This window comes from Paenibacillus sp. JJ-100 (assembly GCF_948329825.1).
In the GTDB taxonomy this organism is placed as follows: Bacteria; Bacillota; Bacilli; order Paenibacillales; family Paenibacillaceae; genus Paenibacillus.
Window position 1 is genome coordinate 1,418,556 of sequence record NZ_CAOJCM010000001.1, and the last position, 14,886, is coordinate 1,433,441.

7 protein-coding genes and 1 pseudogene are annotated in these 14,886 nt (G+C 43.9%); 6 read left to right on the top strand and 2 right to left on the bottom strand.

All coding sequences use genetic code 11. The features are described from left to right. Positions 1-88: 88 nt before the first annotated feature. A pseudogene (locus PQG66_RS25355) lies at positions 89-235 on the bottom strand (GlsB/YeaQ/YmgE family stress response membrane protein); the annotation flags it as partial. A gap of 209 nt (positions 236-444) precedes the next feature. On the opposite strand from PQG66_RS25355, the gene PQG66_RS06470 reads away from it, so the two are divergent. The 5 genes from PQG66_RS06470 to PQG66_RS06490 all read left to right on the top strand — a co-directional run bounded on the left by PQG66_RS06470 (position 445) and on the right by PQG66_RS06490 (position 10,611). Further along, positions 445-2,097 (top strand): extracellular solute-binding protein, encoded by a 1,653-nt coding sequence (locus tag PQG66_RS06470; RefSeq protein WP_272036529.1) that lies wholly within the window; start codon positions 445-447, stop codon positions 2,095-2,097. Positions 2,098-2,171: 74 nt separating this feature from the next. After that, positions 2,172-4,010: a sensor histidine kinase gene (locus PQG66_RS06475; RefSeq protein WP_272036297.1), complete on the top strand. Its 1,839-nt coding sequence runs from the start codon at positions 2,172-2,174 to the stop codon at positions 4,008-4,010. Between the two features lie 21 nt (positions 4,011-4,031). Next, a complete protein-coding gene (locus tag PQG66_RS06480) occupies positions 4,032-5,585 on the top strand; it encodes a helix-turn-helix domain-containing protein (RefSeq protein ID WP_272036300.1) in 1,554 nt (517 codons plus the stop codon). 200 nt (positions 5,586-5,785) lie between these two features. Then, positions 5,786-7,834 carry a glycoside hydrolase family 16 protein gene (locus PQG66_RS06485; protein WP_272036302.1) on the top strand — a complete coding sequence of 683 codons (2,049 nt, stop codon included), beginning with the start codon at positions 5,786-5,788 and terminating at the stop codon, positions 7,832-7,834. A 530-nt stretch (positions 7,835-8,364) separates the two neighbouring features. Further along, entirely contained in the window at positions 8,365-10,611 is a 2,247-nt protein-coding gene (locus PQG66_RS06490) for a glycoside hydrolase family 3 C-terminal domain-containing protein (protein WP_272036304.1), read from the top strand. A gap of 35 nt (positions 10,612-10,646) precedes the next feature. On the opposite strand, the gene PQG66_RS06495 is transcribed toward PQG66_RS06490, so the two are convergent. Beyond that, positions 10,647-11,870 carry a helix-turn-helix domain-containing protein gene (locus PQG66_RS06495; RefSeq protein ID WP_272036306.1) on the bottom strand — a complete coding sequence of 408 codons (1,224 nt, stop codon included), beginning with the start codon at positions 11,868-11,870 and terminating at the stop codon, positions 10,647-10,649. Between the two features lie 149 nt (positions 11,871-12,019). On the opposite strand from PQG66_RS06495, the gene PQG66_RS06500 reads away from it, so the two are divergent. Beyond that, the gene (locus tag PQG66_RS06500; RefSeq protein ID WP_272036308.1) at positions 12,020-14,749 is read left to right on the top strand and encodes a glycoside hydrolase family 78 protein; all 2,730 of its coding nucleotides are present in this window, start codon (positions 12,020-12,022) and stop codon (positions 14,747-14,749) included. The last annotated feature ends 137 nt before the right edge of the window (positions 14,750-14,886 follow it).

Here is a 14,886-nt window from a genome sequence, read left to right on the forward strand (position 1 = left end):
TGATGATCATCCATAAGTCTTAAAAATCATATTGCAAAACACATTAGGTTTACTTTTCAGCCTGTCGACGTCTTCGGAACGCTCACCACGGGCCCCCTTGGCCTCCCAGTTCGTACCCTAACCATGATCCAAGAAAGCCAGCAATGATAATTCAGAGTATGCCTCCAGGCACGTCCAGTCCAGTCAGATTTACACTCAACCAGCCAATTAGCCCACCGACAATAAGTATCCAGATTTAGATAAACGAATTGGTCTCCCTTCCATTGATTTATTACAAGTGATGTTTCGTTAGAGGGAATGTTGCGGATCATCTCAGAATCGATTGCTATGCCATTTCCATTTTAATACAAGGGTAGTAAAATCGGTTGTAATACCACTAGTATGAATACTGGTGCAGATGGGAATTGGAGATGGCCAGTATAGAAGGGAGGCGCTTAGGTGTACATGTTTCGAAGTCCTTTTATTTTAGCCTTGTTGTTGATATGTCTGATGTCAGGCTTGACTGCTTGTTCTGAGTCAGAGCAATCGGAAGATAATGGTGCTTCGACAAAGGCTGACTTCACGGAAAAGAGACAGAACCTTAATCTGAATCTGGAAGAACCGTCATGGAAGCTGGATACCAGCCCCGTAAATCTGACGTGGTTCGTTGGAGCCGAATGGTATGGGCACACTTGGGGCGAGAGCCTGACTTCCAAATATGTCACACAAAAAACAGGGGTCAATATTGAATTTGAAGTATCAACTGGTGAACCAAGCGAGATGTTATCACGGATGTTGACGACCGGAAGTCTACCGGATTTGATAACCATCGGCTCCTGGGAGAGTGCGGTTAACAAACTTCGGGAGGCTAATCTCATCTATGCCCTGGATGAGCTAGCCAACCAGTATGATCCTTACTTTTTCAAGGTAGCAGGTGATGGTGCTCTACAATGGCATAGGCAGGAAGACGGCCATACCTATGTCATTCCCAATGATGCGTACAGTCCCGAACAGATGCGTTCAACCGGCTTGACAGGAGCGAACCAAACCTTTCTCGTACGTAAAGATCTGTATGAGTCGATGGGCAAGCCGGACCTTAGCACACCGAAAGGTTTTCTAAATGCATTGCAATTGCTGAAGAATCAATATTCTGTTTATAAAGGCCAGCTGATCAGTCCGTTTTGGGCACAGGGGAATACATCCTATGGGATGACCGAATATTTGCAAAATCTACTTGCGATCCCCCATGAACAGAACGGTAAAGTATACGACCGAATGACAGATCCCGATTATATACAGTGGCTGAAAACATTTCGTACCGCTTACGAGCAGGGCCTGATTAATGTTGATTTTATGGTCGACTCCAGTGCACAGGTGCACGAAAAAACCAAACATGCCCAATATTTTATGATGATTCGGGAATGGACAGACATATCGGAGCTAAATTCGAAATTGGAAGTCCTTACGAATCAGAGTTCATACTATATTGCTGTAGATGGACCCCGGAGCAGCAGGGGAGAATCCGCCAAACTGTTCCCCGGCAGCATGGATGGCTGGATGGTTACGATGATTAGCAAATCCACGAAAAACCCTGAACGAGCCATCCGATTTTTGACCTATCTGGCCAGCGAAGAAGGCCAAAGGGATTTATTTTTGGGCAAAGAAGGCGAAACCTGGGTGATGGAGAACGGCAAACCGCAGTTGACGGCGGCAATGATCCAGTTGCATGATACGGATCGGGAGCGGCTGGAAAAGGAATATGGCATTATGGATACCTACTGGATGCTACGAAACCCTGCTTTCGTTAACCAGTGGAGACCAGAGAATGCCCCATCCATTAAACAAATGGAGGAGTTCGCCAACCAACAGGCCGATCTGGACAGCGGCATCTATAAGGGACTAGATCCTGTGGGTGATTCCGATATAGCGTTAGCCTGGTCACGTATTTCTCAGAATTGGGAAGAAGTGCTGCCAGAACTGATTACAGCGAAGGATGAAGCTGCCTTTGACAAAATTTTCGAAAATTTTTTGATACGTCGTGTGAACTACGGCTTTAATCAGGTGATGGAATATCGCCAGGCTGAACTGGAACTGCGGAAAGCCAAGGTAGCCAGATAACCATTCTCTAATACATTGTTACCTATTAGATAACTAGTAATATATGGTATAACAAAGGTGGTGAATACATCAGAATGAAATACCTACTGACGAGATTGAGGAAGCTTTATCGCAATGCCCGTATATCCCAAAAGCTGTTTTTGGCATTTAGCCTGATGATTGCCATACCTGTTATTTTGATATCCTTTGTGTATATCCGCATGCAAGAAACCCAGCTCTATAAGGACGCTATGGCAACGGGCAACAGCCACGTTTCATGGCTGAATGAACAATTACGCAGAAGAATGGACATGATTGAGAACGTTTCCAATACGGCCCTCACTCAAAAGTCATTTGTGGATTTTATTCATTCCAATATGCTTGTGGATGGACTGCGTCTGGTGAAGTTTAAGCAAAACCAGTTTGAGCAAATGCTCAATATCATTCAAAGCAATGCGATGATCAGTGAGCTTAGCTTTTACGTCGATAACCCAAACTTGTATGAAATCTGGCCTGAAATCTATCATTATAAGAAATTTTGGCCTCAGGATTATTGGGTAAAGCTTCGGGATGAAGGTGGTGCGGCTTACCGTTTATTTTCTTTTAGGGATGGTGAACACACATTATCCTACTATCGTCTGGTTCGCCTTCAAGGGCAGGAGCAGAAACGCCCTAGTATTATGGAAGTGCGTGTCCCGCACAGTATGTTTTTCAGCGACCTGCTTCAGGAGAGCAAGGGGGACTTCTTTTCGGTGTTGATGAACGCAAGCGATCCTCCCCAATATGTCTACAATCCCCAGCATGAGTTTTCTGAGAAGTACGGGCAGGGGCTGGAGGAGATTCTTGGCAGTATTCATCGCCAGTTGGATATATTGCCGCAGGAAAGCCCGCTTCAGGTTAAGGTGGGAGATCAGAGCTTCTATGCATTGTATCGATACATCGCTCCATTGAACACTTATGTGGTCGATATTTCTTCCCATCAGGCATTGATGGAGGGGCCGCGCAGTTGGTATGCATTTGTGGTAACGATTACATTATGTGTATTGCTGCTGATTATGCTACTCGTATCCCAAACGACGCGGCGTATTTTCCGGCGATTGGACAGCGTACTGGTTTCCATGCGTCAGGTACGGAAAGGCGAGCTGGATGCAATGATAGATACAGGCCTTGATGAAAACGAAAGAGGAGATGAAATCGATGAGGTGGCAATGAATTACAATAAAATGTTACATGAGGTCAAACGTCTAATGACACAGGTCGTGGATAAGCAGTTAGTTGCCAAAAACGCACAGTTGCACTCCCTGCATTCGCAGATTAACTCCCATTTTTTATATAACGCCCTGGAATCGATCCGTATGGTGGCAGAGGTACAGAGGCAGCCTGCTATAGCCAAATCATTAGTGTCGCTCGGCTCCCAGCTACGTTACAGCATGCAATGGCGTAGCGATACCGTTGCTCTTCGTGAGGAGCTTGCCAATATCCAAAGTTATATTGAATTTATCAACTTTATGGAAGGCGGCAGTATCGTTATGACGGCGAATCTTCCTCAGGAGATCCTTCGCTACGCCATTCCCAAGATGTGTATGCAGCCCATCGTTGAAAATGCAGTTCATCACGGGGCACCTTCAGGCGGCAGGGTATCTATAGAGATCACCTTTTCTGTGGAGAATGACAGTCTGCTTTTCATTAACATAAGAGATGACGGAGAAGGGTTAGAGCCTGAGATGTTACACCATCTTCAGGCAGTAATGCGGAGGGAATCGGATACGCCGATGGTTACTAGCAGGAACGGACTTGGTTTGGAAAACGTGAATAAGCGGTTGCAGCTTCATTATGGCAAAAATTGCGGTCTTTGGATTGATAGTGTGCAAGGTGCATATACCTGTGTAACGATACGCTTGCCTTGGGAACATGTAAATCTTGGAGGGTGGTAGGGTATGATTAATATCCTGATTGTGGACGATCAAAAACACATTCGTGACGGCCTGCAGGCCATGCTACATCAATTTCCTCTGGAACTGAACAACATATACTGTGCCGCAAGCGGGATTGAGGCGCTGTGCCTATTGCGGCAGCATTGCATTCACATCGTTATTACCGATATTATGATGCCGGATATGGATGGGTTGGCACTCATGGCTCAAACCAAAGAGGAAAACTTGGATGTGGAATACCTCATTATCAGCGGTTATAGTGATTTTACATATGCCCAAAAAGCGATCGGGCTTGGGGCAAAGGGCTACTTGCTAAAACCTTTAAAGCGAGAGGATCTGCAAAATTCCCTGGAGCATGTATGGAAAGAGATCCAGACACGGCAGGCACTCACGCATAATATGCAGCATGTAACCCGTCTCGCCCAAGAGACCGATCGGAAAGAATTAAGAATGTTTATGCAAGGTGCGTTAAGTGATCACGCATGGATTCTTCAGATTGAGGAACAAAATGATGCGTTATGGCGTAATTATCGCCTAGTCCTGATGCGGGAAGAAGTTTGCCTTAACCAGCCCGGAGCCAGCAGCGCCCATAGCATGGAAGCCATTGCTTATCGTGTGTTTGGCAGACAAGGTTGTATTTGCCTGCAACATCGCCCATACCTGATCCTTGCGGTGGATGCGTCCATAGATCCAAGTGTTTTACCTGCAGCGATCAAGGAAGGAAAGATCAATGCCATAACGGCCATGACTAACCCGATTCAGGGGTTAAAAGAACTACCAGACAGCTATACCCAAGTGCTTGAGCTCTATCGCCACAGTTACCTGTTTCCTGATCAATACAGTATCTTACCAGCACATATTGAGCACATGGAGCAGCAGTGGCAACTTCCCTATGAGGACTTATATGAACTGTTCCAGTCGGTTGGAACAGATAACAGTGGAACAATTACTCAGGGTATTTCTGCACTATTTCACAAAAAGGTGCTGCAACGCTATTCTATTCGCTATACGCAACAGCTCTGTGCTGCGACCGTTCAGATGATGGAGGAATACGAACGAGTTATCCGCCCTTATATGGGGGAAGAAGAGCTGAACCTTGAATCATTGCGTAATCTCTTTGATTATCAAGGGATGCGTGATTATATACAAGCACTGCAACAGCAGCTGCTTCGGCTGAATCAGTTATATTATGACTATAAGTGCAGCTATCGCCATTCGCAGGATCTAAATGAAGCCATTCGTTTTATCCACGAGAGTTACCACAAACCGCTGGACCTCGCGATGGTATCCAATCATGTATCGCTTAATTATGCTTATTTTTCTAATCTGTTTAAGAAGAATATTGGTAAAGGTTTTGCTGAATACCTACGAGATGTGCGTCTGGATAAAGCGCGGAAGCTTCTCGCCGAAACCGATCATAAAATTGTTGAGGTGGCTGCTATGGTTGGCTATGATAGCTACAAAAGCTTTACACGCGCGTTCCGACTTGTAATGCAGATCCAACCCACAGAGTACCGACAGATGATGCGGCAGAAGGCAGAGCACGAAGCTCATTACAACAACGCTATACCATGAAATAGTATAATCAAACGGACAATCTCCCATGTTAAATATGCCAATTGAATCAAAAGCCAAAAAAATGGGATACCACAAAAACAATTGTACCTTTTCAGCAAATTAACCTATTCGATAGAATAGAGATATCCCCCATGTAAGCGATTTCCTTAATACACATGGATTGGGAGAAGCTATTATTCTATTATAGGAGGGCAATTATGAAACGATCTCGCTTTACGGAGAAACAGTTTATGAAAAAGGTACTCGGTATGTTCCTTGTGGTTGTAATGCTGGCTAGCATTGGCATACTGCCAGCTTCAAAGGTTCACGCAGCGGAAACTACCGTAACCTCTATGGAGTACTTCTCACCAGCAGACGGGCCTGTTATTTCAAAATCAGGGGTTGGCAAGGCCAGCTACGGATTTGTTATGCCTAAGTTCAATGGAGGCTCCGCGACATGGAATGATGTTTACAATGATGTGGGTGTTAATGTGAAAGTAGGCAACAACTGGGTTGATATCGACCAGGCAGGCGGATATATCTATAACCAAAACTGGGGACACTGGAGCGATGGCGGGTTCAATGGCTATTGGTTCACCCTCTCGGCAACAACCGAGATTCAACTGTACTCCAAAGCGAATGGTGTTAAGCTGGAGTATCAACTTGTATTCCAAAACATCAACAAAACAACCATCACAGCGATGAATGCAACACAAGGTCCACAAATCACAGCAAGTTTCACAGGCGGTGCAGGCTTTACATATCCAACGTTCAACAATAATCCTGCGGTCACTTATGAAGCTGTTGCGGATGATTTGAAGGTGTATGTCAAACCTGTTAACAGCAGTACTTGGATCGATATTGACAATAACGCAGCCAGCGGCTGGATCTACGATCAAAATTTTGGCCAATTCACTGATGGCGGCGGCGGGTACTGGTTTAACGTGACGGAGTCGATCAATGTCAAATTGGAATCAAAGACTTCTTCGGCTAACCTTGTTTATACCATTACGTTTAATGAACCTACAAGAAATTCATATGTCATTACGCCATACGAAGGAACAACCTTCACAGCAGATGCAAATGGTTCCATTGGGGTTCCGCTTCCGAAAATTGATGGGGGAGCGCCAATTGCCAAAGAACTGGGTAATTTTGTATATCAAATTAACATCAATGGGCAATGGGTTGATTTGAGTAACTCCAGCCAGAGCAAATTTGCTTACTCCGGTAATGGGTACAACAATATGTCCGATGCCAATCAGTGGGGATACTGGGCCGATTACGTCTATGGCCTTTGGTTCCAGCCAATCCAAGAAAATATGCAGATCCGTATTGGATATCCGCTGAACGGACAGGCGGGTGGAAATATTGGCAACAATTTCGTCAACTATACCTTCATCGGCAATCCAAACGCCCCGCGTCCTGATGTATCCGATCAAGAGGATATCTCAATCGGAACACCAACCGACCCGGCAATCGCGGGCATGAATCTCATCTGGCAGGATGAGTTTAACGGAACTACGCTGGATACAAGTAAATGGAATTATGAAACAGGCTATTATCTCAACAATGATCCTGCTACTTGGGGATGGGGGAATGCAGAGCTTCAGCACTACACAAACAGCACCCAAAATGTATATGTACAGGACGGAAAGCTGAATATCAAAGCCATGAACGACAGCAAATCTTTCCCTCAAGACCCAAATCGGTATGCACAATATTCTTCAGGAAAGATTAACACCAAGGATAAACTGTCCTTGAAGTACGGCAGAGTCGATTTTCGTGCCAAGCTTCCTACAGGTGATGGTGTATGGCCAGCACTGTGGATGCTTCCAAAAGATTCGGTGTACGGCACTTGGGCTGCATCAGGTGAAATTGATGTTATGGAAGCGAGAGGCCGTCTGCCTGGATCAGTAAGTGGTACCATACACTTTGGTGGACAATGGCCTGGGAACCAGTACTCGGGCGGCGATTATCACTTCCCGGAGGGGCAAACGTTTGCCAATGATTATCATGTATACTCGGTAGTCTGGGAAGAAGACAATATTAAATGGTATGTGGACGGCAAGTTTTACTATAAAGTCACTAACCAGCAGTGGTATTCCGCAGCTGCACCGAATAATCCGAATGCGCCTTTCGATGAGCCGTTCTACCTCATTATGAACTTGGCAGTCGGCGGAAACTTTGACGGCGGCCGTACTCCGAACGCTTCCGATATCCCCGCGACGATGCAAGTGGATTATGTACGCGTGTATAAAGAACAGTAATGAAACAGCTGTTTCCGCGATTAACAAGCCGTTAATCTGATTAGGGAGGCTGAACAGGGGAATTTATGATAATTAAAACATTGTTGTTAAAGCGGCAGATTTAAATAACATTTGTTTCTTCATAATAAGGTACGCGGAGATATAAAGAGATGATTTATTAAAAAAACTCGCTATGCATAATTGTCGAGGGACAAGAACAGATTCCCATTGAAGTCGCTATTTAAGCGGCTTTTTTTATTTCATCGGTACAAGTTCGTGTCCCAAGCCAATGAAAGAACATGTTCCTATTTACATACGAAAACTAATCTAAATTCGTTAAAAGTTCTTGTCCTGGGCTGGGGTTAATTACACTGTTTCATTAAATGGTGTAAACAATGAACTGGTTTAAAAAGTATTTACGAAGTTCACATCATAAATAACATATTATTTTTCCAAAAAGCAAACTATTTTACCATATATTTAGGAGCATTTAATCTACTCTTATAAAGTAATCAATTTCATTATCTATAGTTACCAACGGAGGAGAGCGAATGGATCCTAATTTGAAAGAAATGATCAAGCAAATGACATTAGAAGAAAAAGCAGAACTCTGCTCAGGTAGAGATTTCACGAATACCAATGCCATTGACCGTCTTGGGGTTCCCTCTATTATGATGTCAGATGGGCCTCACGGACTTAGAAAACAAGACGGGACTGCGGACCACCTAGGTATAAACAAAAGTTTACCAGCTACCTGCTTCCCATCCGGAAGTGGAGTTGCCTCATCGTGGAATCGTGAACTTGCCCATACGATGGGGACAGCACTCGGACAAGAAGCACAAGCAGCTGATATTTCGATTGTTTTGGGGCCTGCTGTGAATATCAAGCGTTCCCCGCTGTGTGGCCGAAATTTTGAATATTTTTCTGAAGACCCTTATTTATCGGGGACTTTGGCAGCTAGCTATATTTCAGGCGTACAAAGCCAAGGCGTGGGTACTTCTATCAAACATTTTGCTGTAAACAACCAGGAATATAAGCGTATGTCTGTCGATGCAGTGGTGGATGAACGGACTCTACGGGAAATTTATCTTGCAAGCTTTGAACATGCAGTGAAAGAGGCAGAGCCATGGACCGTCATGGCCGCTTATAACAAAGTAAATGGTGAATTTTGTTCCGAAAACAGCCGGTTACTGACTGAAATTCTCCGGGATGAATGGGGATTTTCGGGCGTAGTGGTCTCGGATTGGGGAGCTGTCAATGAACGGGATCAGGGACTAGCTGCCGGTCTGGAACTGGAAATGCCCTCCAGTCATGGTGCGGGAAGCAAGAAAATTATTGAAGCTGTTCAATCGGGAAAGCTGAGCGAAGAGGTGCTGGATCAGTCTGTTGAGAGATTGTTGTCACTTGTATTCAAAGCTGTAGATAGCCAGCGGAAGTCAGTATCGGTTGATGTAGAGGCACAGCACCAATTGGCCAGAAAAATGGCAAGCGAATGCATGGTCCTGCTCAAGAATGAGGAGAGCATTCTACCTCTAAACACCGAAGATTCCATTGCAGTTATCGGAGCATTTGCGCAGCACCCGCGCTACCAGGGCGGCGGTAGTTCACATGTTATACCAACGAAGCTGGATAACATCTATGAAGAAATCCTTAAAACAGCCACTGACAGTGCAAACCTCTCGTATGCGGCCGGTTATACATTGGACGAAGATGTTGTAAACGAAGAACTGATCCAAGAAGCAGTAGCTGCCGCAAAGAATGCACAGGTTGCAGTTGTTTTTGCCGGGCTGCCTGAACGTTATGAGTCCGAAGGTTTCGACCGGAAACATCTTCAATTGCCCGAAAGTCACAGAACTTTAATTGAAGCAGTCGCGGAGGTTCAAGAGAACATTGTTGTTGTATTGAGCAATGGAGGTCCCATTGAAATGCCTTGGCTGGATAAAGTTAAGGGTGTATTGGAGGCATACCTTGGAGGTCAGGCTTTGGGCGGTGCGATCGCTGATATTCTCTTTGGAAGCGTAAATCCAAGCGGGAAACTGGCTGAGACATTTCCTAAAAAACTGATCCACAATCCGTCGTACTTGAATTTCCCCGGAGACGGCGAGACTGTCGAATATCGAGAAGGTGTTTTTACTGGCTACCGTCATTACGATACAAGAGATGTTGAGCCTTTGTTTCCATTTGGCTTCGGTTTAAGCTACACCCAATTTGAATATAATGATCTACAGGTCAGTCATAAACAGATCAAAGATACCGACAGTGTAGCGGTTTCAGTAACAATTAAAAACACGGGTGAAACAGAGGGAAAAGAGGCCGTTCAGCTATATGTACGTGATGTGGAATCAACGGTCCCACGTCCACTTCAGGAATTGAAGGGGTACGCCAAAGTTTCACTTCAGCCTGGTGAAGAGACCACTGTACATTTTGAACTGGGCAAAAGAGCCTTTGCTTTCTACGATGTTAAGCTGAAAGACTGGCATGTGGAGACAGGGAAATTCGACATTATGGTCGGAAAATCTTCAAGAGAGATTGAACTCACTGAAACGATCGAGGTAGAATCGAGCGTAATAGTTACCAAACCAATTACTAGGCATTCCACATTCGGTGAATTACTGCAGCATCCCGTTGGAGCTGAAATTATGGCTGCGATGGGGCAATATGACGGGAATGGAGCAGGATTGGGTGAGGGAATGCAGGAATTAATTATGGGTACCACATTGCACAATGCAGCACTTATGAGCAACGGTCTGTTCACAGAAGAAACACTTCAAAGTATCTTATCCGCTGTTAACCGTTGAATGAATGCATCGTTAGAATAAGCCCGCCATCGGGCTTATTCCTCTAACATATGATGCGTTTGTTGATACTGCTTAGGGGTTCTACCTGTGTGTTTTTTAAAAATCTTGGTGAAATAACTTTGATCCGTAAAACTCAAAAGAGATCCGACTTCAGAAAGCGGAGTTCTTGTAAATTGAATCATATGTTTAGCTTCCTCAATTTTGATCTGTTGAATATATTCATTCACGGGAACCCCCACTTCTTTTTTAAATAGTACAGACAGATAGTTTGGGCTAATATCGGCATGTTCAGCAATTTCGTCGTGTGTAATTTTGGAATAACGGTGGTTATATATATAATTTTTGCAGAGTGTTACGATTTTAGAATGCTGTGATTCTTTAACCTTAGAGACTTTCTCGGTTAACGAAAAAAATGCTTCCAAACAACATTGATCGATTTCTTTATCGGTCCGTAGTTCCTCGAGTCGCTGTATGTAGAGATCACTTACCGAAAAAGCAATCTCCGAATAGAGACCCCCGTCGATTGCTGCTCTGGCTGCAAGAGCTATTCCGATGATGCCAAGATTCTTTTTAGAACGGATATGACTTGATTTGGACAGGACTCCTGTATTTTCATGACCAAGTTGTGTAAAGTCTTTAAGCATGTCCAATTTACCTTCCTTGACAATCGTCAACAGTTTTTTTTCATTCAGTGGGTTGTGATGGAGCATCTCATCATAGCCATTTGAAGAATTTATGGGACCTTGTATTTCTTTTTCTATGATGAGCGTACCACGCAAATAGTCCTGTAATACATCTTCAGCCTTGATCAATTCATGATTAAACATTTGATTAATCAAAATCGTGATGTTGATTAGCCTCTCATGGTTTATCACAGGAACAGATTGATAATAACGATATACTTGTTCCCGGTTCGCAAAGAGATGTGTGTCATTGATAAGCCCATTTATTTTATGTTCAATCAAAGTAAATGGAAGGGAAGGTCCTAAAATGATGGTTCCTTCATCGTTCAGATCGTTACCAATACGAATGAGAATGTAGTTCTCAAAAAACATTGTTCTTACAACAGATGGATCTTCTTTACATATGGATGGATCAAAACCCAACACTGAAAAAAAGAATTGTTTATCATTTTTGTACAGCGGATTAAGTATTCGATTACCCAGCAGTTCGAATTGAACCTCTCCGGTGGAACTTACATAGAAAATGGACATATCAAAGAGTTCTGCAATAAGTTTACATTGACGTTTTAGATCCATTTTGTGTTTGGCTCCTTTTAATCATCTAATCACATCAAAATTATAAAATTACAATGATATTACCATATTGTATGAGGAGAATTCATTATGATAATTTAGTAAGCGTTAACATTTTGGTGTGAGATCTATGTTGAAAGGTGGGTTATCTCATGGAATTAAAGGATTTCCGGATTGAATACATGCAAAACCCGATTGGGCTAGACACAATAAACCCAAGATTCTCATGGAAATTAGGTTCGACTGATCAGGACGTTATGCAATCCGCTTACCGAATAAAAGTGACACAAGATCTGCAGAAAGTCTGGGATTCTGGAAAGAGGGATGAAGACGTCTCCGTTTTAGTGGAATATGCTGGCCCTCGTTTAGAGGCCTCGACTGTGTACCAAGTTCAAGTCGATGTTTGGGATAACAAAGGTAATCACGCAGCCATGGAAGGACATTTTGAGACCGGCTTGCTGGAAGGCAGCAACTTTCAGGCCGAGTGGATCACACATCCATTCCAGAGCGAAGAAAGTGCCCCACCCGTTTTTTACAAAGAATTCACCGTCGAAAAGGAGATTCAGCAAGCCCGAATTTATACGACATCCCTCGGAGTTTATGAAATTACTCTCAATGGGACGAGAGTAGGAGAAAACTACTTTGCACCTGGATGGACGAATTACAACGAGCGCTTGCAGTATCAGACTTACCGTTTGGACGGCATGTTAGAGAGTCAGAATAAAATAGAGATTACGGTGGGGAATGGCTGGTATAAAGGCATATTTGGTTTTACTTGCGCTCCGAACCATTACGGGGATAGAGTCGCTGCACTTGCGGAAATCCACATTGTCTATACGGATGGGTCAAAAGACATCATTGCAACCGACAAAAGTTGGCAGGTGACTACCGGACCTATACGTTCAAGTGAAATTTACATGGGCGAGACTTACGATTCTTGTTTTGATGAAAGTCAGTCCTTCCAAGTGGAGACGATCTCATTCGATAAAAATCGCCTTGTTGCTCAGGAAAGTGAACCTGTCAAAATCACAAAAAGGCTTCCTGCACTTCAATTGATTACTACTCCTAAAGGAGAATGTGTCATTGATTTCGGACAAATCCTTACGGGGTTTGTAGAGCTTCGAACAAAAGGGCGAAAAGGTCAAACGATAACGATACGGCATGCTGAAGTCCTTGATAAGGAGGGAAATTTCTATCCAGATACGTTAAGGCAGGCGGTATCCATTGATCGATTGATCTGTAACGGTAAAGATCAAATTTTCCGTCCTCATTTCACTTTCCACGGATTTCGCTATATCGCCATTGAAGGGATAGATGAGATCCAGCTTGATCAATTCACAGCTTGCGTATTGCACTCACATCTGGATGAAACAGGCAGTTTCGTGACCTCCAATGCGATGGTGAACCAATTGCAAAGCAACATTCAGTGGAGCCAAAGAGGCAACTTTCTTGATATACCGACGGATTGCCCTCAACGAGACGAGCGCCTAGGGTGGACAGGAGATGCACAAGTATTTGCTGGGACAGCTGCGTTCAATATGAACGTTGCCTCCTTCTTCAAGAAATGGCTGCGCGACCTTGCCTCTGAACAGACGGAGGAATATGGGGTTCCCCATGTTATTCCTAACATTCTTGGGAATCAGGAAGGTGCTGCCGCTTGGAGTGATGCCGCTGTTATTGTCCCTTGGGTCATGTACCAAACCTATGGAGACCTTCGCTTGCTGCGAGAACAATACGACAGCATGAAGGGGTGGATTGATTATATTACTGCACGTTGTGGAGCCAATGGATTATGGCAGACTGGTTATCAATACGGGGACTGGTTAGGGTTGGACAAAGAGGAGATTAGTAACGATAGAACAGGGGCTACAGATATTTATCTGGTGGCAAACGCTTATTATGCCTATTCGACCGAACTTGTTGCCAGAACGGCCAAACTTCTGAACAAAACCGAAGATGCTTTACGTTACGAAAAATTGTATAGCGAAATCAAACAAGCCTTCAATGTAGAATATATCTCTTCAACCGGCAGAATGGTCAGCGAAACACAAACGGCTTGCGTGTTAGCTCTACACTTCGATCTTGCCGAGGAAAGATACAAGGATCGGATCCGAAAGACGCTTGAAAACAATATTGCAAAACATAAGAACCATCTCACGACAGGATTTGTTGGTACTCCATATCTGTGTCATGCCTTATCGGACAATGACTTGCATGACCTTGCCGGCACTTTGTTTTTAAAGGAAGATTTTCCATCCTGGCTATACGCCGTGAAAAAAGGGGCTACCACGATATGGGAACGGTGGAATTCAATTCTACCCAATGGTGATTTCGATACATCTGGTATGAACTCCTTAAATCATTACGCCTATGGTTCGATTGGTGAATGGATGTATAGAAAACTCGCAGGAATTAATTCAATTGAAGCAGGTTATAAGAAGATTCTAATAAAACCTCAATTCATCCAAGGAATCAGTTCGGTAGATGCTACTTTTGATTCAGTCTACGGAGAGATTAAAAGCTCTTGGTCATGCAGAGCAGGCAAAATTATTGTAAATGTAACTATACCAGCAAATACAACAGCAATTATTGTGCTGCCTGAGAAAACAGTGCCTGTGGAGGTTGGTTCCGGATCTTACAGCTTCGAATATGCGACGGAAACGAGTCTCGAAAGAGAACGGTTTACGATGGATTCCACTCTCAAAGAGATTGTGGAAGAGCCCACAGCAGTTCGAATGTTAAACGAGCACGCTCCCGGTATGCTGGATCACCCGATGATCCAATATGCATATGATTTTTCTGTAAGCGAACTGCTGGCCAATACCCCTGAGGAGACTGAACAGTTATTTAGAAGAGTCATTCAAATGCTCAATGCGTCCTAGGTTTAAAGGAAAAAGGTTTGAATATAGAAGGCGCTGCCGAAAACGAGCAGCGCCTTTTCCTATTACAGAAATTCTTTTTTTGAAGAATGAAATATTAGTGCATAAAAAATGCAGAGTCCCGACATGAAAATACTAAA

Excerpts from the sequence above, each read along its gene's own strand:
- PQG66_RS06470 (WP_272036529.1), top strand. The coding sequence starts at position 445 with ATGTTTCGAAGTCCTTTTATTTTAGCCTTGTTGTTGATATGTCTGATG.
- PQG66_RS06475 (WP_272036297.1), top strand. The coding sequence starts at position 2,172 with ATGAAATACCTACTGACGAGATTGAGGAAGCTTTATCGCAATGCCCGT.
- PQG66_RS06485 (WP_272036302.1), top strand. The coding sequence starts at position 5,786 with ATGAAACGATCTCGCTTTACGGAGAAACAGTTTATGAAAAAGGTACTC.
- PQG66_RS06490 (WP_272036304.1), top strand. The coding sequence starts at position 8,365 with ATGGATCCTAATTTGAAAGAAATGATCAAGCAAATGACATTAGAAGAA.
- PQG66_RS06495 (WP_272036306.1), bottom strand. The coding sequence starts at position 11,870 with ATGGATCTAAAACGTCAATGTAAACTTATTGCAGAACTCTTTGATATG.
- PQG66_RS06500 (WP_272036308.1), top strand. The coding sequence starts at position 12,020 with ATGGAATTAAAGGATTTCCGGATTGAATACATGCAAAACCCGATTGGG.